A 21,641-nucleotide genomic window follows, 5' to 3' on the forward strand; every position below is an offset into this window, starting at 1 on the left:
GTTATTGATGTTAAACCAGTACGATCACTACCTAACCTACAAACAGCAATTGATAATTCTTTTTTAAAAAAATTAAACGAGTTTATATATCAAAATGTGGATAATGAAAAACTCAATGTAACCTTTTTGGCAGCTAATTTTTCAATGACTCAAAGAACTTTTTTAAGAAAAGTAAAAAAAGAAACAGGGTTAACGGCTGTATCATATTTGAAACACATTAGATTAGAATATGCCGCCGAGTTATTACTTAGATCAGATTATTCTATTACAGAAATAATGAATAAAGTGATGTATAATAACCTTTCCTATTTTTCTTCTGAGTTTAAAAAAATATATTCTCTTAGCCCGAAAAAATATCGAGAAAAATTCAGAAAAATTGAATGTGTAAAATAAACTTTACGTAAACTGAAAATAATATTTTTAGGAATCTAGTGCTAGAAATATTAAGATTTCGTTCGGTTATTTTTTATTTGGAAAACTATTTCCAATAGTTGCACATTTGTTTAGTAGGATATGTTAGGATATAACTGAATGCCTCTTTTTTCTTATAGGACAAAGTATTATTTTTTGTGTTGTAAAAACTGAAAACTTCAGAAAAAACATATAGGAAAAATAAAATAGTATTAAAAAATACTAACGCTAAGTTTGGATATGCCTGGTGAATATTCTCTATAAGAATAAATGACATTGATATTATTTATGTACTCATGCCCCAGGGATTCATGTACAGTACTGCTATTATCTAGGGGGTTCAAGAAAGATCGTTAGACGAATATTTCAAATAATTAAGAAACCCAACATTGTGTTAATGTTTTCCAAGAGAGGATAAAAAAGCATGGAAAACCTGAGATTATCAATTTTGATCGGGGAATGTGGTTTGCCACACATAAATGGGCAAATTTCATTTTGCATAAAGGGTAAAGGTTTCTATGGAATGGAAAAGAAAGGATTACAGATAACAGGTGGATAAAAAGGTTTTGGAGAAGATCAAAGCATCAATACATTTATCTCATTCCAGCAAGTGATGGAGTGAAGTTATGTCAGAATATCAATTTTTATATTAACTATTGCAATACGGAGAGAATACACGAAATAAGCAATACAATATCTAATGAAATTTTTAAAAAATAAATACAAAAGCAACAATCAAAAAAAGCCAGACAATATTGTCTGGCTTTTAATACTTTGAGACCTCGGCAGGAGTACCTTTATTTTTAAATTAAATTTAACCTGTTTAACTACTTATTAATCATTATATTTGGGTTAATTGAAATGTGATTAAATCATATTTTATTAATTTTCACATTAAAAGTGTCACCAAAAATGACACCAATTTAATCAATTTTAACCTATTTAAATATTAATGCAAGTTTCATTCTATTTAGTTGCAAACAAGTTAGATAAAAAAGGATTGGCTCCAATTTACTATAGTTTGACGTTGAACAATCAAAGAATACGTAAACAAGTAAAAGGAGTGAAGTGTTTACCCTCTCATTGGAAAAAGAAAGAACAAAGAGTTAAAGCTTCTCTTAAATCTGAAGAATATAACTTTCATGTAGAATATAACAAAACTATTGATGATCTTGATAGCCAGTTTAAGCAGCTTTTTAGGTACATACATTTGAATGGGATTAAGCCTACCAAAGAATTTGTATTAGATAAATTAAATTCTGGCTTAGAAGCGGTGAATCTTACCAATGAGTTCTTTCCAAGTTTTGAAGAGTTCATTGAGAAGGGTAAAAATATTAAAACAGACGGCACACTACGGCGTTACAGAACTGCATTAAATTTCTATAAGGATTTTTCTGAATATGAAGATTATCCGCTGCGGTTTGATACTATTACAGTTGATTTCTTTGAGAAGTTTCGAGATTATGCATTCGAGCATAAGAATACGCTAAATAATTATTTCTCGAAGCTTATTTCAGTTTTAAAGACTTTTATGAATTGGTCGTATGATCGAGGATATCACGAAAATTTGAATTTCAGAAAATTTAAAGCTCCGGAACAAGAAATAGAAGTAATCTATTTAACGATGGATGAACTAATGCAACTCTTTAATCATAAATTCGATTCTCAACGATTAGAGCACGTAAAAGATACCTATTGCTTTGGATGCTTTACAGGACTTCGTTTTTCTGACATCAAACAATTAAGAATTTCTAATGTATATGATGATCATTTGAAGTTGAATATTAAAAAGACTAAAACTATTGATCATAAAATACCACTCAACAATTTTGCAAAGCAACTTTTGAAAAAGTACAAGGATACAATTTACGAGCCTATACCAGCCATATCTACAGAGAAGTTTAATAAATATATCAAAGAATGTTGTCAGATAGCAAAGATTAATACTCCAACATCTATAACCAGGTTCATAGGAAAGAAAAGGATTGACAAAACAGTTCCAAAGCATGATCTAATAACGAGCCATACGGCTCGTAAGACTTTTGTTACCAATAGCCTTGTACTTGGCATGAAGGAAATGGTAGTGCGCAATATTACTGGTCACAAGAAAGAAGAATCGTTTAGGCGATATGTGAAAATAGCCGAGGATCTGAAACGACAAGAAATGGATAATACTTGGGATAAATTATGATTACATCAGAAGTCAATATTGATACTTATAATGTACAATTTGTCATAAACCAATTTGATAGATTTAAGACGGGTGAAAACAAATTATTTATAGCCTCATATGTATCAAAGTTTTTATCATTAACACAGTACCAGTTTCTATTTGTTTTAAGCGAATTAATTTCTTTATATGACTTAAAAGACAATATTCTTTTTGAAAAACTCCTGTTTATAATTAATCTGATGGATCAAGAAGATCTCTTAATCCCAAAGGAAGAACTTTTGGATAAAGTATATCACCTTTTAATTGATTATGGTTTTGATAATCTTTTCTCAGAAGATTTGTCTTCAGCTGATGATCTTTTTAAATATAATCTCAACAACGGAATACAGCTTTTACCTTCAGATTACTTGAAGTATACCGAACCATTTTATTTTAACGGTGTATTAGACTACTTTACTTCAAATTCCTTGTCTTTAATTAATTCAGATTTGCAAGGTCATAGTAAAATAACAAAGGAGATTTACCATAAATATGAAGAAATACTAAATGATTTAGAGATAAAGTTTTCATCAAAGTATCCAAGTATTGAAAAATCTTCTCCAGCTGATTTCTCAGAATATAATTTACCTAATCTGATAATAGAAATATTTAAAAACGAAATTATATCATTTGATAAATATGGAGTTCAAAAGTCTTATCGTTACAGCAATGTTTACTATTTGTATGAGCCATTAAAAGAATTTTTGGAAGGAAATTCTGCAATTGGTATCGATATACAAGAAGACTTCTCCAAAACTTTGACATTAAATGATAATTATGGTCAAAGTTTTTTGGCAAGCCAATTAATTCAACTTTACAAAGGTCTGTACAAAAGAGAAATCAGATATTTCGTTTCTAAAACATTCATTGCTAACAAACAACAACAACGCTTAAGAAAGGTAGTGAATGCCGAGAAGTTTTCTGAATTACCAAGAAACTATAAGGATTTAATAGAGTTTTTTTGGGTGCTTGTACAACAAAAAATTATAAATAATTCATTTTCTGAAGTTTCAGAATATCTATTTTATTACTTTCCTGAACTTGGCACTAAAAGTACTATAGAAAAAACTCCTACTGCCAGTAAATCAAATTTTCAATCTAATTACAAAAAGTTCCCCAACCTTAGAGTCTTAATGAATAGAATTTAGGAATTCTTAAATCTTTAGTTTTTGTGTAAAAACTTAATAATCAATTTTTTAAAATAGTGTTTAAGGAATAGGCAATTTTCAAGCTTGTTTTAAACTGAATTTAGCAACTGTAAATCAATTTGAATTAAACAGTTGTTGAATTATGTCAAGTCCTATTTTATACGGCTTTTCTAAATCAGACCTTGAGCAGGTAGTTAGAAAGGTAATTACAGAGATCAGAAAAACAGATATCATTCAGGATTCACCTGTGAATTCTGAGGAAGATAAACTTACGCAAAAAGAGGCTGCTAAATTCTTAGGAATATCCGTAACAAGCCTGATATCTTGGAAGAAGAAAGGTAAAGTGCCATATTACCAAATTGGGCGTTCGATTTTCTTTTCTAAATCAGAACTTTTGAAGTTAGCTCAGAAAAATCCAGGGTTAGTTCAATCGAGTAGAAGATAATGGAGAAAATAGAACCTTCATATTACTCAATCATTCCTGCTCCTGTTCGATATGATAAGAGATTATCTCCGGCAGCAAAAGTACTTTTTGCAGAGATTACCTCCTTATGCAATAAACACGGGTTCTGTTATTCACAAAATAGATATTTCGAAAACTTGTATCAGGTATCCAAGCAAACTATAAACAATTGGTTACAACAATTAGAAGCATACGGGTATATAGAAAGGCATATATACAGGAATAAGGGTAGTAAAGAAATTTTGAATAGGTATATAACAATTTTTGAAAAGCCTATGCAAATAAATTTTAATAGGCCTATACAAGAAATTTTGAAAGATAATACTACAAGATTTAATACTAAACCTAATATTTCTTTTAAAGAGAAAAAATCAAAAATCATTAATGCAAATCCCCGGAAGAAATGAAAAATTCATTAGGAAATAGAGTTAAGATTCAGATGGGTTTGGAAACTCCTGATGAAAGAAAAAAAAGAGTTGCGCGAGAAAAAAAAGAAAATGCCAAAACTCAAAAATATTTTGATGCTATTCATAACAAGTCTGAACCGGTTAAATATGTTCAAATACCTCTCGAATGGATGAAATCTCAAGTTTGGAAAGAAGGAAAAGCATATTTCCGAAAGGAGAATAGAAAATTTATAATCGATGATAACAATAGAGAGTTCTTTGATGTGATCTGTAGGTATTTTGCTGATGACTATTCATTTGAGGAAAAAGTACAAAATGGAGAATTGAGAAAAGGGCTATTGATTTATGGTAATTGCGGAACAGGTAAAAGTTCCATTTTCGATATCATTCAAAATATTAGCAGAAAGCACAATTTGATACAATTATGGTTTTCGAATTTATCGGTACATCAAGTAGTGAATGAATTTAATAAGGAAAATAAGCAGGATAAATTAATAGGTGCAGAATCTGTAATTGAAAAATACAGTAAGGGCAAAGTGCATTTCGACGATTTGGGAACGGAAAAAGAAGTACAAGCCTGGGGTATAAAAGAGAATCTTTTTGATAGGCTGTTGCAGATCCGATATAACCACTTTAAACAAAAAGGAACAAAGACTTTTGTGACCACAAATTTATCAATTCGAGAATTGGAGAACCGTTACTGTAAGCAGGTCAAAGATCGCTTATATCAAATGTTCAATTTCATCCCCCTAAATGGAGAGAGCCGAAGATTTTAATTTCCCTTTGAACGCGATTCTAAGAAACGCCGAGCGTATTCTTTAGAATAGCAAGTAGAGTTCAAGCTAACGCAGTGAACTCTACTTGCTCTGCGAGGCTGATCAAAGTAATATCAAGGGGCAAGAGAGAATTAGAAATTATAATGATTTATAAAAATGTTATAAGAAATAGTCTAAAAAACTGATTTACAGTAGTGAAAAATATAAAAATGATGAAAAAGAGTATCGTGATCAATGGAAAATCGCATAAAGACTTAAAGAATTTATCCGATGAATTCAACAGACCTATAGGAAAGTTTACTGAAGATATGATTCTGTTTTTTAAGAAAACAGGACAAGATCCTGCATTGATTAATGATAAAACTCCTTCCCAAATGATCAAGGTGATTGATCGAAGAATCGTGGGATTTTTCAGAACTCAGGAGTCTGAAATATTATATCCACTTAGATCTTCATTATCTGAATCCATAGAACAAAATACTACCTTTTTTAAAAACCTTTTAGAGAACCTCAATTCCATTTTTGGAAAGGTAAAAGAGAATGATTTGGAAGTAAAAGAAAGTATTAAACGAATCAATGATTCTTTGGAAACTATCAAATCAAATTTAAAATGATGCCTATATCAATTATACATAAAACCACAGCAGATAGTAAGGGAAGTTGCACAAAGTACTCTTTTTATCTCAACAAGGAGAATAATGAATTGATAAAAGAAAATCAATACGATCGACAACAGCATTTCTTCAACCAAAAACAAGAAATGATTTCTACAACAAAAGCAATCCAGTCTATCGATGAAAACACAAAAGGAAAAGGATTGACCAGGAAGGAAGATAAATACTTCACTGTGACCTTAAATTTTAGTGAAAAGGAATTGACATATCTAGCAGAACAAGCTACCGGCAGAAAAGGGATTACAAGCGTAGATCAAATGAGTAAAAAAGAGTTCGACAGGTACAATCAGTCTATTCGTGAATATACAAGAGAAAGCATGAAAAATTATGCCGCCAATTTTAAAAATGGGGTTTCTGAAAATGACTTAGTGTATTTCGGAAAAACAGAACATAAAAGGAGGTACAAAGGAACGGAACAAGAGGTTGTTTCAGGAAAAGCCAAAAGTGGTGAATTAAAACCTGGTTTACAAAGTCATGTTCACATTGTAGTGAGTAGAACTCATAAAGAAAAAAGGATTCGACTGAGTCCAAATCGAAGTGCCAGAAATACTAAAAATCACCAATTAAATGGAAAGAGTATCTCAAATGCCAGTTTTGACAGGATGCATTGGGTTCAAATGAATGAGCAATCATTCGATGAATTATTCAAGTATCAAAGAAGTTTAAGTGAAAAATTTGAAGTGCAATATGCTTTAAAAAATGGATCTCCAGATGAAAAGAGACACTATCAAAAATTGGTCAAAGAAAATGAAATAGAAAACTTAAAACAATTAGAAAATGAGCGATAAAGAAATAATGGAACTTTTCCTACTTGGAGCTACCTTCTTGTACAAGTCTTGGACAGCTTACAGTTGCTATCTGGTTTGTAGATATTTTAAAATTCGCTATGCATTTGGTGTCTTGATTTTTTTCTTTCCCCTGGTGAATTTTTTGGTAATGATATTTCCTTTTTACTACTGGATTGATAGGTTGCTAAATGGAAAAAAATATAGTTCTAAGAACATAAAAGAAATTGAAGTAGTTGATCCAAAGAACATCAATGAAACGGAAACTATCCATTTTGAAACTGAAAGAGGAAAAATTGCTGTTGAGAATATTTATCGAGGGATCTATATTCAGGGAGGTGCCGGATCTGGTAAGTCTAAAAGTATTATAGAACCTATTATTCATCAATCTGCCAAGAACTCAATGGCAGGGTTATTATATGATTTTAAAAGTCCTGAATTAACAGAAAATGTAATTGTAAACTATCAGAAGTATAGTGAAATCGATACCTATTTTGTCGATTTTAAAAAACCTTCTAGAAGCAGCAGAGTAAACCCTATTTCTCCCAAATATCTTACTAAATCTGCAGTAGCTTTTGAATTAAGTCAAACTCTTATCAATAACCTATTACCAGAGACTATTAAAAAACGAGAATACTTTGATAGAGAGGCTCAAAGTATACTTACCGGTGTAATCTGGTTTATGAGAAACAACTATCCTGAGTATTGTACAATCCCTCACATCATAAGTTTGTTTTCGCATATCAGCATGGATAAAATACTAGAAATGGTAGCAACTGATCCAGAAGCAATTGGAATGATGTCTAGTGTAAAGCAAGCTATGAATAGAAAAGCCAATAGATTAGTGGCTAGCGTTATGTCCACACTACAAAATGCTTTAGCAACTCTTAATAATCCAGAAGTATTCTGGATTCTGTCTGGAGAGGATTTTACACTAGATCTGAATGATCCTGAAAACCCAAAGTTTATGTGTATCGGGAATGATAGCACACTTTCCAGCACTTATGCGCCAGTTATTTCACTAATAATATCTTCAGCTGTTAGACTAATGAATCAACCTGGTAAACATAGAAGTGTAGTCATTTTAGACGAAGCTCCGACTATTTATATTCCAAAGTTTGAACAAATCCCTGCAACTGCCAGATCAAATAAAGTTGCAACAATCTATGCTGCACAGGATTTTGGTCAGGTAGAAGATCAAAATAGCAAGGATAAAGCGCAAGTACTGCTTTCTAATCTTGGAACACAAATCTTCGGAAGAACAACGAATGTGAAAACTGCAGAAATGATTAAATCCATTTTCAGCAAGCAGGATAAAACCTTTGTTACTAATTCAGAAAATAAAGGAAAATCAGGAGGTCTTGCTTGGCAATTGGGAAGAAACAAAAGTAAGGGATTGAACGAATCAATTCAGGAAAGAGATCGTGTTAAGGTAACTGATATTATGAATCTCAATACAGGCGAGTTTTATGGAATTGTTGCAGAAGGTAAGCCCAGGGAGTTTTTAAAAACCAAATTCAAGATTTCTAATCAAGGTGAATCTACTTGTTCCTTCGGAATTAAAACACCTAAAGAATACTTCAAAATGAACTATCAACGAATTGTTGATGAAGTTTTGAATATGACCAAAAAAGATAAGCCAACCGATAACCTAATTAATTTTTAAATCTTTTATACTATGAGGAAACTTTTGATGCTGGTATTTACAGCAATGCTGTGCTATTCAATTAACGCACAAACAACGTCAATCAATGGATTAATTGGATTTTCAGAAAACGGATATTCTGGAATGGCAAACCTTCATTTTCATCCCAAAAAGGATATAAACAAATACTTTGAAATAGGAGGATATGCTTCTTTTCTTGAAGAGAAACTTACCAGATTAGATATCCCAATAGAAGTCTACTCCCTAAATGTAGGCTACTTCTCGGAATTATCATTTTTAAGTATTAGTAATGATTCTTACTCTGTATCGATTGGTATTGGGGGAGTTTTAGGCAATGAAATAATTGATGATTCTGAAATTGATTTATCAGACAGACAATTCATTACAACAAAAGATGGAGTTGTTTATGGAGGATATGGAGCTGTAGAAGCTGATATAAGAATTACCAAACATTTTTCTGTACTTGGGCGATATACCCATTTTTATCACGCAAATAGTGAAATCGCAAAATCAAAATTTATGATCGGCTTAGGACTAGCCATTAAACTTTAAAATCAATAGAACCATGAAAAAAATAATCATCTTAATCGGAATAACTTTATCTATGATTTCTTGTGAAGAATTGGAAGTAGATATTCAAAGTTTAGAAAGAACAAATTTTACACTAACTGCAAGTATAGATCAAGGAACTTTATTGGTTAATGAAAATTTAGAACTTAACCTATCAATAGTACTTGAAGAACCAGTAACTGAGGAAATTAATTTTTCAATGGAGTATTTTGATACTGGCATAGACGGTAAACTTTCCATAAACGGGATTGAATATAATCAAGGAGAGATCATTAATAATATTCCAAAAGGTAATATCAGTTTGGAGTATTCAGGGACCTCAATAGGATCTGGAAGTTTAACTTTTCAAGTTACTGCATCAAATGGAATTTCCAAGAATATTGTTATTCCAATAGATATTAAGAAAACAGATTTTGACTTTATTGTTCTTTTTGATAAAGATCAAAATTATATTAACGAGCGCACTTCTTTTACTATTAAAATTGAAACACAAGGAACAGAAGATTTCAGCTATAAAGCATATTTTAAGAATGTTGAAGCCAAAATAAACTTGGAGTCAGAAGATCAGGCAATTTTACAGAATAGAATATTTACTATTTCTGAAGGAATAACTTTTGGAGAGTACATAGGATTAAAAGTCCAGGATATGGATATTGAGTTTGTAGTTGAAGCATCTAATGGAATTGTAAAATCTCAGGTAATAGATTTTGAGACATTGCTTACAGACTTTGAAGTTACAATGACTCCAGATCCTCTAGAAGCTCCATATACTTGGGATTTAGATTTCACATACTTCATTAAACGCCCAAATAATCTAGAACAACAAATCGAATATTACCTACACATAACTTCAGTTGAATTAGGAAACTTAGCATTTAGCTTAAATGGTAGTGATGATTTAATACCTCAAGGGTTTGAATGGAATATCGGCAATAGAATTTCCAACGGAGGTCTGCTTAAACAATTAGGTGTTGTTTCCCCTCGAACAGGTGTTGTAACATTTCATTTCAGAGACTCTAATGGAGCAACTTATGAAAAATCAATAAATGTTGATTATTATGATAACTAATAGGATACTCAATTTTACTTATCTCGATCAGCTTCACAAAATTCCTGTTAAGGCCTATTCAGTCACTTACCAGAAATCTTTGTTCGCTTCACTTCGGTAAGCAAAATTAAGAGTGATTATATTTTTAATTAACACATTGCTTTCACTCGTATCTCATTACAGCAAAGAGTTAATTAAAACAAACGCAGAGTATAGGCATTTCTCCATACTTCCAAAATGCCTAACCCTGCAAATCAAAAATAAAACTAGAAAACTTATGAAGAAAATGACAAAAGAACAGATAGAAATAGAGTTAAGAAAAATAAGAATCCAGAAAATAATTGTAGTATGTGTATTGGTAATGTCAAGCATCATTTTATTCTTATTTCTTTTTGGCAGGGATATTCTATCGTAACACAGAATTAAAACAAGACAGTATCAGTAAAATGAAAGTGTAATGATAGCGAAATTTTTAAACTCATTAGAAGCGATATTAATACCGATGCTCATATTGCTCATTGCGTTTATTGTAGATGCAGGAGTACTATTTTATCGTGTGTTGCCAGAATATATGAATGAAAATCTAAAGCTATTTGCTTCTATAATGTTAGGGATTGCTGTAGCCTTTCCTTTATTGCTAACAAGTGTGAATTCTAATCTATTAAAACATAAGTATAAAATAGGTTTTCCTGAAATCTTCGGTTTCTGTAGCTTCTTTATGACCTTGTTATTCTTTGATGTATTCTCTGCAGATACGAAACCATTTAACTGGTATTTGACTACGGTATTTATGTGCTTGCTTTTGGGATTAATTGATTACTTATATGCAGATTTATTTGTAAAAAAGTATAGTCAAATCAACAACCTAGAGTTACAACAACAGGACTACGAAAGACTAAAGGATAAAAATAAAAGTCTACTCAAAGACTTAGATAAGTCTGATTTAGTCCTTTTACAATCCAAAGAAGAACTATCCAAGACTAAAGAAAGCCTACAAAGGACTATAAACAGTCTGGAAGAAGCCAATGAAAAACTTACCTGTCCTCATTGCGGACAATTGCAGAAATCTGTTAGTACTTATCGAAATCATATCGGAGGTTGCAAGGACAACCCTAAGAACAAGTTAAACGGAAAGGTTAAATCAATATCAATTACAAAAGAACCCTAATTAGTATGAGCACTATATTTTTTACTTCTGATCATCATTTTGGACATAGAGGAATAATCAAACATGCTAAACGTCCTTTTCGATCAGTAGAAGAAATGAACGAAACAATGATCCTAAGATGGAATGAAAAGGTTAAAAAGAATGATATTGTTTATCATCTAGGCGATATCGGATTAATGGCGTCAAGGAGACTAGTAGAAATTTTGGAGCGCCTAAACGGCAAAATTCATTTAATCAAAGGAAACCACGATGATCTAAATAGAAATTGTAAAGATCGATTTGAATGGATAAAAGACTATCAGGAATTGAAATTACCAAATCCCGATTCAGCAAACAACCAATTGATTGTCATGATGCATTATCCTCTTATGACTTGGAAAGGAAAGTATAGTGGTTCTTACCATCTTTTCGGGCACTCTCACGGTAAACTCACTAGCTTTAATAGAAAATCTGCTTTAGATGTAGGCGTGGATTGTCACGATTTTTATCCTATTTCTTATGAGGAAGTAAGATGTATTATTAAAAAGGTCAATTAATCTTGCTTAGTGGAATTTTTAGTTCTGTGATCTGAACTGAAGCGCAATTTTTCCAAATTAGAAGTATTATGGTTTAATAAGATATTAATAATATTAAGTATATTTAAGGCACTTAACAATATAACCCCACGCTTGGATTAATCAATCTAGGCTTGGGTTTTTTTTATTCTAACTAAAAATTATCAATATGAAAACAAAATTATTTTTCTTTCTCGTTGTGATTTATCTTTCAGTTACAAATACCAGAGCTAATGATGTCATTGAACTTGGCTCTAATGATCCTAATAATCCACAGAAATTATTAATCAAAGAAAATGGTATTATTGGGAAGGCTGGTCAAAAACTTTTAATCAAAGGCTATGTCGAAATCAGTCATTTTGAGGAAAATATATATACGGAAGAAGCAAAGAAAATATATATAAAATTTGATTCAATTCAATTTACAAACAATGGATTGGTATATACTAAAAGTGATTTAGGAATTTATCCTACAAAGTATTTAGGGGGATTTGTGAGAATTCATAGTGTTAGAGGTCAGAATGGTGTAGATGGAAAAGGTTATAGTATTCAGTCATCTCCAATCACCCAAAAAGCACCAAATGGAGCAAATGGTTCTAATGGTAGAGATGCTAGCTGTGGCGTTAGAAACTTTGTTCCATATAGTAGAGGTGCAAAATCTGGTAGTAACGGTGGAGCTGGTTCTGAAGGATATAGAGGAAATGATGGGCAACACGGAGAACAAGGTGAAAATGCTACTCATTCTTCTAATATTTTGATTGAACTTAATAAAATATCACTTGACTCAAACTTAAGAATAGAAGTAGTTGCTGAGGGAGGTAATGGAGGACAAGGAGGTAATGGCCAAAAAGGAGGAATTGGTGGTGAAGGTGGTAATGGTGGAAAAGGAGGTAATGGCGGTGATGGAAGTGAATGCGGGAGGAGTGCTAAAAATGGCGGTAATGGCGGTAATGCCGGCAATGGAGGTAATGGCGGCGATGGTGGTGACGGGGGTAATGGTGGAAAAGGAGGTAATGGTGGGCTAATTGAGGTTTATTTTAGTGATGTAAATATCCAAGATTTCCTTTTTCAAGGAATAGATAAAAGAGTAGTTGCAAAATATAAAGGCGGTAACGGAGGAAAACCTGGCTTAGGAGGTGAAGGAGGTGAAGGAGGAAAACCTGGTGCCAGGGGATGTGGAGGTTCAAAAGGAAAAGCTGAAGGAATACCAAATATATGGCAAGAAAATGGAGATAATGGAGACTGTGGTAATACTGGAACCGCTGGTAATGTTGGTAAAAGAGGCTTGAATGGGAAATGGGGGGATTCAGGGCAAGACGGAACTTTAAGGCACTCGAATTATAAATATGTTGAGGAAAGATCAACTGATTTCTTCAATATGCCAAACAGAACTCAAGGTAGATATATAATCCTTTAATTTAAACTGAGAAATGAAGATTTTAATAATAATTCTTTTAGGTATTCATACTGCTATTTCGCAACAGTCAGATTCAGATATTACAATTCAATATGACTCAAATGCTAACCTACAACTTGGTGGTAACATTGATCCAAATAGGATATTTGCATCCAAGCAACAATGTTTATCACCTTCAGAAAAGGAATGGGTTGATGGGGGAGCGGTTAGAACTGAAATTTCGACGGAATTTTTAACATCACATAAAGACATAAGTAATAATTTCAAACTATCTTATTTTTCAGATATAAAAGCTAGCTTAAATCTTGGTGATGGTATAAATGCTCGAGCTTCAGTGAATTATGATTTTAGTTTAGATAACTATTTTAGAAACATCTCTAATTCTCTTTTTTTTGTAATAAAAGCTGAAACAAGTCATGGAAGAATCGGTTTGAAAAATATAAATCTTAAGTCAGAATTCAAACAACTAATAGCGGAAAGTAAATTCGATGAATTTAGATCTGCCTGCGGAACTCATTATGTAAGATATGAAACGAAGAAATCTGCTGTTTACGCAATAATCAGTGTGACTAATATAGAAACTGAAATTAAAAGACATATAATTGCTAAATATGCGGCAAAATCAAATATAAAAATGACTGGCTTTGGTTCGATGGATTCCGAAGTACGTTTAAATATTGACAACTTGTTTAAAGAATTATCTAAGCATGGGAAAGTAGATATTAAATATACGGCACTTGGTTCTGAAGGAATAAAATCTTTTAGCCCTGTAGTTTCAAATGCTAATAATTATGATATAAGTAAAATTTTGGATAATTTATCAACTGCTCTTGAAGGTTTTACTAAAGAAAGTTCTGTCCCAGTAGAGTATAGACTGGCGTCGTTTAAACCTTTCGGTTTAGAAGAGTTTACATTTAATAATGACAAGTTAATCTATTTAGGTAGAGTTCAATCTAACTTAAATCAACTATACGATTCATTTAATCAAATACAGGAAATAAAGGATAGTAGGTATGATGATTATTTGTTATATTTTAAGGAGTTTGAAGAAAAAATAAAACAATATATTGAACTTAGTACAACCTCACTTAAAAATTGTTATTTTAATAATGAATATGATTTAGATAACATTCCAGATAACACTGAATTTATAAAAAGTATTGTTTGGCCTTCAGATGTTTTTAGTAAAATTAACCTTACGCTAACTCCTCATTATTCAAATGCGGTTAATTCAAGTGGTGAAAGGAAAGAAACCTTAACCTCTTTGGTCATTACTATAGATGGTAAAATAAGACATAGTAATTACTATAAGAATATGACTCCAATGAGATTAGATCAAGATTTAAAGTTGTTACCCACTAATGGTTTTGAGATGTTTGAGAATAATCCTTCAATCGGAGAGCCTAAATTTACAGAAGATAACATTAAATACGTACCCTTCTTCTTACGCCTGGAATCTTTTAATCTTAACTTTGATCAGAATAGTAATGGATTAATTGAGCTATCCTCTTCCGATGTTATTACTAAACAAAAACAATTGTTAGAGTCGTTGTCTAGAAGAAGCTATATAGTTAATATTAAAACTACTAAGAATGAAAATTTTTTACAATCTGTAGACTTTAATTTCAAGGAATCTGATATTGAATTTACTAGATGATTTCAATTTTGTTTACATAGGGAATTAAAATATCTGTTTTCTTCTATAGTTGGTGTTGAAAATTTAACATTCAATATCATCAATCGAATGATTTGTTTAAAACATTTGAATAAACTTTGAATGAAGACTAATTGTAATTGAAGTCTTTTATTTATTTTAGTTTTTTGGTGAACTGAATTTTTAAGAGAGAAAAAATAGAGTAATTGAATTTAGATTTAATAGAGGGAAATAAAGTTAAACTTCAGCCTATTCAAGAGGAATTACCTAGTGATTATGCAAATCGACTAGGCGAGTTCTATGCTTCTAATAGTACAAGTGGAGAGAAGAAAGTTAAAGGCCAGTTTTTTACGCCATTATCTATTGCTAGATATATGTCTTCTTTATTTGAAATTAATAAAAATGAGGTTTCAATATTAGACCCAGGATGTGGTTTAGGTGTTTTATCAATTTGTTTAGTTGAATCAATTATTGAGCGTAACAGTGATTTAAGAACTATACATATTGAAGCTTATGAGATTGATTCTGAATTAATAGTTTTTTCACAATTAACTTTCGATTATTTGAAAGTTTGGCTAGAAAGTAGAGGGGTGTCAATGAATTATATTATTCACGTGGCTGATTTTGTCTTGGATAAAATTGAGGTTACGGATGAATCTAATTTATATAGTTTGTCATTTAATAAATATGATTTTATAATTTCCAACCCTCCTTATTTTAAATTATCTAAAGATGACAAAAGAGCTATAGTAGCAAAAAAAGTAACTAATGGTCATTCAAATATATATTCAATATTTATGGCTATCTCTTCTTCTCTATTGAAGTCTAATGGGCAGATGATTTTTATTACACCTAGAAGTTTTAGTTCTGGAAATTATTTTCAAGTTTTTAGAAATTACTTCTTTAATAAAATAGATATAGTTCAAGCTCACTTATTCGGGTCTAGAAAAGAAACATTTAGCCGTGATAATGTTTTGCAAGAAACTGTAATATTAAAATGCAAGCCAAAAAAAAATAACCCAAAAAGAGATTCAGTTTTAATCACTTCGTCTAGTGGAACTTCAGATTTAAATAATGTTGACAAAATTGAATTACCCGTTGAATTAGTGATTGAATATGATTCATTAGACAAAATTTTATTTCTCCCAACAAATCAAGAAGAAAGGAAGATAATCGAACTTTTTAGATCTTGGAAAGGAACATTAAATCAATATAATATACAAATATCAACAGGTAGAGTAGTTGCTTATCGTTCAAAGGATTACATTAAAGAGAATAACAACTTAAAAAATACAAATCTAGCACCTCTATATTGGTTGCATAATGTCAGTCAAATGGATTTAAATTGGCCTATAGATAAACCTGGAAAAGGTCAATATATTTCTATTGAAAATAAATCAATGTCTATATTAGTAGAAAACAAGAATTATCTTCTGTTAAGGAGATTTAGTAGTAAAGATGATAAAAGCAGATTAATTGCTACTCCTTATTTTTGTAATGATGATTTTTCTCATATTGGAATTGAAAATAAGCTAAACTATATATATCGCCCTGATGGTGATTTAGAGGAATTTGAAATTCTTGGTTTAGGGGCATTATTGAACAGTTACGTTTTTGATCAATTTTTCAGAATGCTCAATGGAAATGTAAATGTGAGTGCAACAGAATTGAGATTTATTCCCCTTCCACCACATAAAATAATCAAAGAAATTGGAAATGAATTATTTTTATCTAATTCATTTTGTAACTTAGATTTGATTAATAAAATCGTGAATGAAAAACTCAAACCTGAGCTTGTTTCCTGAAAATATAAACAAACAAGAAGAAGCACAAAAAATACTTGAAGAATTAGGGCTTCCAGAAGCTCAACTTAATGAGCGTTCAGCATTAACATTTTTAGCATTATTGAATTTGAAGCCTGACCAAAATTGGGAGAATATAGAAAACCCTCTTATGGGAGTAACTCCAATAATGCAATGGATTAATACTTTTTATAATAAAAAGTATGCAGCCAATACAAGAGAAGCTATAAGGAGACAAACATTGCATCAATTTGTAGACGGAGGCGTGGTAGCTTATAATCCAGATCGACCAGATAGACCACCCAATAGCCCTAAGGCATGTTATCAAATATTACCTGAGCTTAAAGAAGTATTATCTTATTATGGAACCAAAGAGTGGAGAAAGCATCTTGATGCTTTTCTAAGACATAAAGAGACATTAGTTGAGCAATATGCTATGGCAAGAAATATGAGTAAAGTTCCTCTAAAGATAAACCAAGATAAAACATTTTATTTGACACCAGGAAAGCATAGTATATTAATAAAACAAATAATAGAAGTGTTTGGACCAAAATTTGTTCCAGGGGCAGAGCTTATTTATGTAGGTGATACTGAGAACAAAAAAGGTTATTATTTAAAAGACAGAATGCTTGAGTTAGGAGTTGAGATAGATGATAAAGGTAAGTTCCCTGATGTTGTTCTGTATTTTGAAAAAGAAAATTGGTTAATATTAGCCGAATCGGTAACCAGTCACGGACCAGTGGATGGTAAAAGATATAAGGAACTAAATAATCTTTTTGGAGGATCGACAGCAGGCTTAGTATTTGTTACAGCGTTTCTTGATAGAAAAATGATGTCTAAGTATATAGCGGATATTTCTTGGGAAACTGAAGTTTGGGTTGCAGAAGATCCTGAACATATGATTCATTTTAATGGGCATAAGTTTTTAGGCCCATATTAACTTAAAATATAGATAAATGCCAGATGAACAAAGTCTATTAAATGAACTAAGTAGAGAAAAAAGTATAATAAAAACAGATAGTTATAGCATGTCTATAGGGGAGATTATTAATCTTTATAAAGATAATGAACTTCAATTAGACCCTGCTTATCAACGTCTTTTTAGATGGAAGGAAGATCAAAAATCTAAATTTATTGAATCAATTTTATTAGGAATTCCTATCCCTCCAATTTTTGTTGCTCAAAAAGGGGATGGAACTTGGAGTATTGTAGATGGTGTACAGCGTATTTCTACCATATTACAGCTAACAGGAGATTTAAAATCAGGAGATCTTGGACCTTTAACATTAGGTACCACAAGAAAGCTGCCGTCTTTAGAAGGGTTTACTTGGAATACCCTTCCAACAGATTTAAAAAGAACCTTTAGGAGATCAAAGTTGGGTGTAAATATTATTCTTACCGAAAATAGTATTCAGTCCCAATATGAATTATTTCAGAGACTTAATACGGGTGGGTTGAATTTAGAACCGCAGGAAATAAGAAATTGCTTAATAATTATGTTGAAACCCGATTTTTATCAAAAAATCAATCGGCTTAAGAAATATTCTAATTTTTTAGAAATCATCTCTATCAATAAAAGAAAGCTTAGAGAAGAATATCATATGGAATTAATTTTAAGATACTTCATTGGTAGGTTTAATGAAATCGATTACGACTCTTACAGAATGTCTTCTACTCATCTAAGTGAATTTATTGATAAGGAAACTGCTAGGTTAATTGAAAACGAGAATTTTGATCTTGATGCTGAAATCATACTATTTAAGAGATTAGTAGATTTACTTAAAGACAATTTAGGAGAATCATCTTTTAAAAAATATAATTTCCAAAAAGATACATTTGAAGGTCAGTTTTCTAATGCTATTTTTGAATCAATTTGTGCTGGAATTGCTGATAATATTGATCTACATGAGGCAAAAACAAATGAAGAGTTTGTAGAAAAAATCAAAAATATGTATCAGGAGCAAGAATTTAACACATATTCTAATAGAGGAATTAAAGCTATTCAAAGATTTAAAGAATTAAATTCCTTCTCAAAAGCATATTTTAGTTCATGAGATATGATCAGTTTGAAAATTATTTGGATACCGATTTAGCTTGGAGAAAAAAGGAAATATCTGAACTATTACTTCTTGCCAAAACCTCAAATAAAGAAGTTCTTCTTAAATCTCTGATTCTCCTATTATATGCGCATTGGGAGGGGTATATAAAAAAGAGTAGCAAGTTATATATAAAGTATGTTTCTGAAGAAAAAATAAAAATAAATGATCTTTCTTCAAATTTCACTGCTATTGTTCTGAAGTCCCAAATTAGTCGATGCATCGAAGAAAGTGATAGTTTAACTTTAGCTAATGAATTATCTTTTATAAATGGTTATCTAAAAAAAATAAACAAAAGATTCAAAATCAAAATTGATCCTGATAAAGATTTGGATAAAGATATCATTGATACTCAGTCTAACCTAAAACCTAAAGTTTTTAAAAGTATTGTAGACATCGTAGGGCTAGATTACAAAACTTCAATAGAAACAAGAGAACACTATATAAATAGTAACCTTCTTGCAAATAGAAACTGCATTGGTCATGGCAGCCCTTTCGACCATACAAATCAATTAGATTTTAGTTTGACCTTAAAAGATATAGAAAAATTAAAAGATATTATTTTTTCTATAATTGATAATTACAGAGAAGAATTATTGGATTATGTAAATAATGAATTTTATCTATCTGTTAATGAGGTTAAAAGAAAATCTTATACTCTAAAAAAGGATAAGGAGCTTGAAAAATTATTTTCCCAAATAGAGTCTGTTTAATTTTTTTGATTCTAAAGTGATCCGTTTATTCTGTCACCAAATCTGACATCTAAAAATATAAAACTCCTTTAAAATCAATGTTTAAAGGAGTTTTTTAGTGACCTCGGCAGGATTCAAACCTGCAACCTCTTGAGCCGTAATCAAGTGCACTATTCAGTTATGCTACGAGGCCGTTTTGCGGGGGCAAATATAGGATGTTTTATTTACCAAACAAAACTATTTTTGTGTTTTTTTGAAGTAAATAATATGGGGTTTTGATTTTCAGATTGGTATCTTTGATGCGCTTAATCTTAGAACTATGGAATTTAATCAGTTAATACGTGATATACAGGATTTTCCCAAAGAGGGCATCCTTTTCAAAGATATAACCCCCTTACTCGGAAGCCCCAAAGCCCTGGTAGCTGCAGCAGATCGATTAGCAGCAGTGAGCCCTGAAGGAATATCGATTGATAAAGTGATCGGTATAGAGGCAAGAGGGTTTATTTTAGGCAGTATGATAGCAGAACGCCTGGAAGCCGGTTTTGTTCCGGTAAGAAAAAAAGGGAAACTGCCATTTACAACCAAACAAAGACAGTATGGGTTAGAATACGGAACAGATGTGTTGGAAATTCATACAGATGCGATTCAACCTGGGGATCACGTGTTGGTACATGATGATGTATTAGCTACCGGAGGAACGGCAAAAGCAGTATGTGAATTGGTGGAAGAGTTAGGAGGGATCGTAGTACAGTGTAATTTTATAATGGAATTGACATTTCTCGATGGAGGATCAAAATTAAAAGCTCCGATTCAATCACTTTTACAATATTAAAAAAAAGAGGTAGCTGCTCTTGCATGCTACCTCTTTATCGCTATGAGAAGTTTATATTAAATATATATACTTACTTTTTTAAAGTGGCGATAATAGCGCCGTCTTTGGCTTTATCCCCGTAAATACTGATGGCGGTAGCAGGTTTCAAAAAATCTACATCCTCCAGTTTATCTTCTTTGGCATATGTGTCCAATGTTTTAAAATTACTTTCTTTTCCGTTAATAATGATTAGTTTCTCTACAGAAGGGTCATCTCTAAATCTGTATTTTGGACCTTGATGTGGTTGCTGAAAAGGATGCATTGCCTGTCCGTTAAAGAAAGCTTCCATATCACCTTCTTTGAACTGCATGGATTGCATAATCTGATCTTTTAATTGTTGTATATCAATAGCACCATTTCCAAAAGGAAAACCTCCATCTTCATTATCAAAGTTAAAATCAAAAGAAAGGTTGTGTTGTTTTAATAAACTATCAATTTTTTTTGCTGGAATTCCCGTATGTGATTGATTGCGAAATGAGGCAATGTCAAACATTCCGGTGCTGGTGATATAAAGATTTCCGTTTTTGTAACCCAATTCGATATCTGGAATAGGTTGGTTTGAGGAGGAAGAATAGTGACTTTTGGAACTTCCTTTTTGGATAACAATATTGATTGCGGTAATCAGACCTTCTTTATTGAAGTTTATTTTTTTAATGATTAACTCAATATCATTTTCTGCAAGAAATGCTTTTAGATCATCCAGTTCTTTTTGTGTTGTTTTTTTATTGATAATCGCTGTTATCTCATTCTCATTAGAAATGTTTTTGGAAACCGGAAAAGTAGCAATGCGATTAAAAGCAGAAACAGAAAGCATTCCCATTAAGCCGACTCCTATTAAAATCCATTTTTTCATACGGTTGTTTTTTATAATTCTAAGATATCAAAAAGAAAAGATATAAAAGTGTATCTATCTTCTTTACAGCTTTAAATACGAGCGGGTTAAAAAGATGTTGCAGATGCAGAGAATAAATAGTTTGTTTTATACACTTTTGAGATGTAAAAACATAGTGTTAACTTGTGTTAGAGCCTCTTGTTGTGCCTGTTATTGATGTAAAGCCCGTTTAGTCACATAAAGGCGCCAACCAAAAATAAGGAGTTGAAATTTTGAAGCCTTACTGAGATCAAGTCGTTTTTTGGTGTAACTGGGGAGTAGTGTCTTGTTGATCGCTGCCAATATTTTAAAAAAAGAGGATTTCATGAGAATGTGTTTAGGTCGATTAGTTGTGC

The 21,641-nt window shown here is 31.4% G+C and carries 23 protein-coding genes and 1 tRNA gene; 21 read left to right on the forward strand and 3 right to left on the reverse strand.

All coding sequences use genetic code 11. The features are described from left to right. The first annotated feature begins 96 nt into the window (after nt 1-96). From ACFSTE_RS14620 to ACFSTE_RS14715, 20 genes are all read left to right on the forward strand, one after another. Nucleotides 97-393, forward strand: coding sequence for a helix-turn-helix domain-containing protein (locus ACFSTE_RS14620; protein ID WP_378298217.1), 297 nt, complete (start codon nt 97-99; stop codon nt 391-393). A 970-nt stretch (nt 394-1,363) separates the two neighbouring features. Further along, nucleotides 1,364-2,602, forward strand: a complete 1,239-nt coding sequence (locus tag ACFSTE_RS14625; protein ID WP_378253581.1) for a tyrosine-type recombinase/integrase — start codon at nt 1,364-1,366, stop codon at nt 2,600-2,602. Next, a complete protein-coding gene (locus ACFSTE_RS14630) occupies nt 2,599-3,771 on the forward strand; it encodes a hypothetical protein (protein WP_378253583.1) in 1,173 nt (390 codons plus the stop codon). Before ACFSTE_RS14625 ends, ACFSTE_RS14630 begins: the two co-directional genes overlap by 4 nt. A gap of 142 nt (nt 3,772-3,913) precedes the next feature. Then, nucleotides 3,914-4,216 (forward strand): helix-turn-helix domain-containing protein, encoded by a 303-nt coding sequence (locus tag ACFSTE_RS14635; RefSeq protein ID WP_378253585.1) that lies wholly within the window; start codon nt 3,914-3,916, stop codon nt 4,214-4,216. After that, entirely contained in the window at nt 4,216-4,641 is a 426-nt protein-coding gene (locus tag ACFSTE_RS14640; protein ID WP_378253587.1) for a helix-turn-helix domain-containing protein, read from the forward strand. The genes ACFSTE_RS14635 and ACFSTE_RS14640 overlap by 1 nt, the downstream gene beginning before the upstream one ends. Beyond that, entirely contained in the window at nt 4,638-5,417 is a 780-nt protein-coding gene (locus ACFSTE_RS14645) for a hypothetical protein (RefSeq protein ID WP_378253589.1), read from the forward strand. The genes ACFSTE_RS14640 and ACFSTE_RS14645 overlap by 4 nt, the downstream gene beginning before the upstream one ends. Nucleotides 5,418-5,626: 209 nt before the next feature. Further along, nucleotides 5,627-6,031 (forward strand): BfmA/BtgA family mobilization protein, encoded by a 405-nt coding sequence (locus ACFSTE_RS14650; protein WP_378253591.1) that lies wholly within the window; start codon nt 5,627-5,629, stop codon nt 6,029-6,031. Next, nucleotides 6,028-6,879 carry a DUF5712 family protein gene (locus tag ACFSTE_RS14655; RefSeq protein ID WP_378253593.1) on the forward strand — a complete coding sequence of 284 codons (852 nt, stop codon included), beginning with the start codon at nt 6,028-6,030 and terminating at the stop codon, nt 6,877-6,879. The genes ACFSTE_RS14650 and ACFSTE_RS14655 overlap by 4 nt, the downstream gene beginning before the upstream one ends. Beyond that, the gene (locus tag ACFSTE_RS14660) at nt 6,869-8,542 is read left to right on the forward strand and encodes a type IV secretory system conjugative DNA transfer family protein (protein ID WP_378253595.1); all 1,674 of its coding nucleotides are present in this window, start codon (nt 6,869-6,871) and stop codon (nt 8,540-8,542) included. The genes ACFSTE_RS14655 and ACFSTE_RS14660 overlap by 11 nt, the downstream gene beginning before the upstream one ends. A gap of 12 nt (nt 8,543-8,554) precedes the next feature. Beyond that, nucleotides 8,555-9,094: a conjugal transfer protein TraO gene (locus ACFSTE_RS14665; RefSeq protein WP_378253597.1), complete on the forward strand. Its 540-nt coding sequence runs from the start codon at nt 8,555-8,557 to the stop codon at nt 9,092-9,094. Nucleotides 9,095-9,107: 13 nt separating this feature from the next. Next, nucleotides 9,108-10,181, forward strand: a complete 1,074-nt coding sequence (locus ACFSTE_RS14670) for a hypothetical protein (RefSeq protein ID WP_378298218.1) — start codon at nt 9,108-9,110, stop codon at nt 10,179-10,181. Between the two features lie 256 nt (nt 10,182-10,437). After that, nucleotides 10,438-10,575, forward strand: coding sequence for a hypothetical protein (locus ACFSTE_RS14675; RefSeq protein ID WP_378253603.1), 138 nt, complete (start codon nt 10,438-10,440; stop codon nt 10,573-10,575). Nucleotides 10,576-10,617: 42 nt separating this feature from the next. Next, the gene (locus tag ACFSTE_RS14680; protein WP_378253604.1) at nt 10,618-11,328 is read left to right on the forward strand and encodes a hypothetical protein; all 711 of its coding nucleotides are present in this window, start codon (nt 10,618-10,620) and stop codon (nt 11,326-11,328) included. Between the two features lie 5 nt (nt 11,329-11,333). Then, the gene (locus ACFSTE_RS14685) at nt 11,334-11,864 is read left to right on the forward strand and encodes a metallophosphoesterase (RefSeq protein WP_378253606.1); all 531 of its coding nucleotides are present in this window, start codon (nt 11,334-11,336) and stop codon (nt 11,862-11,864) included. A 217-nt stretch (nt 11,865-12,081) separates the two neighbouring features. Then, nucleotides 12,082-13,299 (forward strand): hypothetical protein, encoded by a 1,218-nt coding sequence (locus ACFSTE_RS14690; protein ID WP_378298219.1) that lies wholly within the window; start codon nt 12,082-12,084, stop codon nt 13,297-13,299. 13 nt (nt 13,300-13,312) lie between these two features. Continuing rightward, complete coding sequence (locus tag ACFSTE_RS14695; RefSeq protein WP_378253610.1) at nt 13,313-14,956, forward strand: hypothetical protein; 1,644 nt, start codon at nt 13,313-13,315, stop codon at nt 14,954-14,956. A gap of 203 nt (nt 14,957-15,159) precedes the next feature. Then, nucleotides 15,160-16,758 (forward strand): Eco57I restriction-modification methylase domain-containing protein, encoded by a 1,599-nt coding sequence (locus tag ACFSTE_RS14700; protein ID WP_378253612.1) that lies wholly within the window; start codon nt 15,160-15,162, stop codon nt 16,756-16,758. Beyond that, complete coding sequence (locus ACFSTE_RS14705) at nt 16,727-17,695, forward strand: BsuBI/PstI family type II restriction endonuclease (RefSeq protein WP_378253614.1); 969 nt, start codon at nt 16,727-16,729, stop codon at nt 17,693-17,695. Before ACFSTE_RS14700 ends, ACFSTE_RS14705 begins: the two co-directional genes overlap by 32 nt. Before the next feature lie 16 nt (nt 17,696-17,711). Continuing rightward, entirely contained in the window at nt 17,712-18,809 is a 1,098-nt protein-coding gene (locus ACFSTE_RS14710) for a DUF262 domain-containing protein (protein ID WP_378253616.1), read from the forward strand. Beyond that, nucleotides 18,806-19,564 carry an MAE_28990/MAE_18760 family HEPN-like nuclease gene (locus tag ACFSTE_RS14715; RefSeq protein ID WP_378298221.1) on the forward strand — a complete coding sequence of 253 codons (759 nt, stop codon included), beginning with the start codon at nt 18,806-18,808 and terminating at the stop codon, nt 19,562-19,564. The genes ACFSTE_RS14710 and ACFSTE_RS14715 overlap by 4 nt, the downstream gene beginning before the upstream one ends. Nucleotides 19,565-19,662: 98 nt before the next feature. Here ACFSTE_RS14715 and ACFSTE_RS14720 read toward each other — a convergent pair. After that, nucleotides 19,663-19,736, reverse strand: a tRNA-Arg gene (locus tag ACFSTE_RS14720). A gap of 126 nt (nt 19,737-19,862) precedes the next feature. On the opposite strand from ACFSTE_RS14720, the gene ACFSTE_RS14725 reads away from it, so the two are divergent. Beyond that, on the forward strand, nt 19,863-20,375 hold the full coding sequence (locus tag ACFSTE_RS14725) for an adenine phosphoribosyltransferase (RefSeq protein WP_378253620.1): 513 nt from the start codon (nt 19,863-19,865) through the stop codon (nt 20,373-20,375). A gap of 70 nt (nt 20,376-20,445) precedes the next feature. Here ACFSTE_RS14725 and ACFSTE_RS14730 read toward each other — a convergent pair whose 3' ends face one another. Continuing rightward, entirely contained in the window at nt 20,446-21,267 is an 822-nt protein-coding gene (locus ACFSTE_RS14730) for a hypothetical protein (protein ID WP_378253622.1), read from the reverse strand. A 189-nt stretch (nt 21,268-21,456) separates the two neighbouring features. Beyond that, nucleotides 21,457-21,612: an SsrA-binding protein gene (locus tag ACFSTE_RS14735; protein ID WP_254884069.1), complete on the reverse strand. Its 156-nt coding sequence runs from the start codon at nt 21,610-21,612 to the stop codon at nt 21,457-21,459. Nucleotides 21,613-21,641 lie beyond the last annotated feature (29 nt).

This window comes from Aquimarina hainanensis (genome assembly GCF_042684685.1).
GTDB lineage: Bacteria > Bacteroidota > Bacteroidia > Flavobacteriales > Flavobacteriaceae > Aquimarina > Aquimarina hainanensis.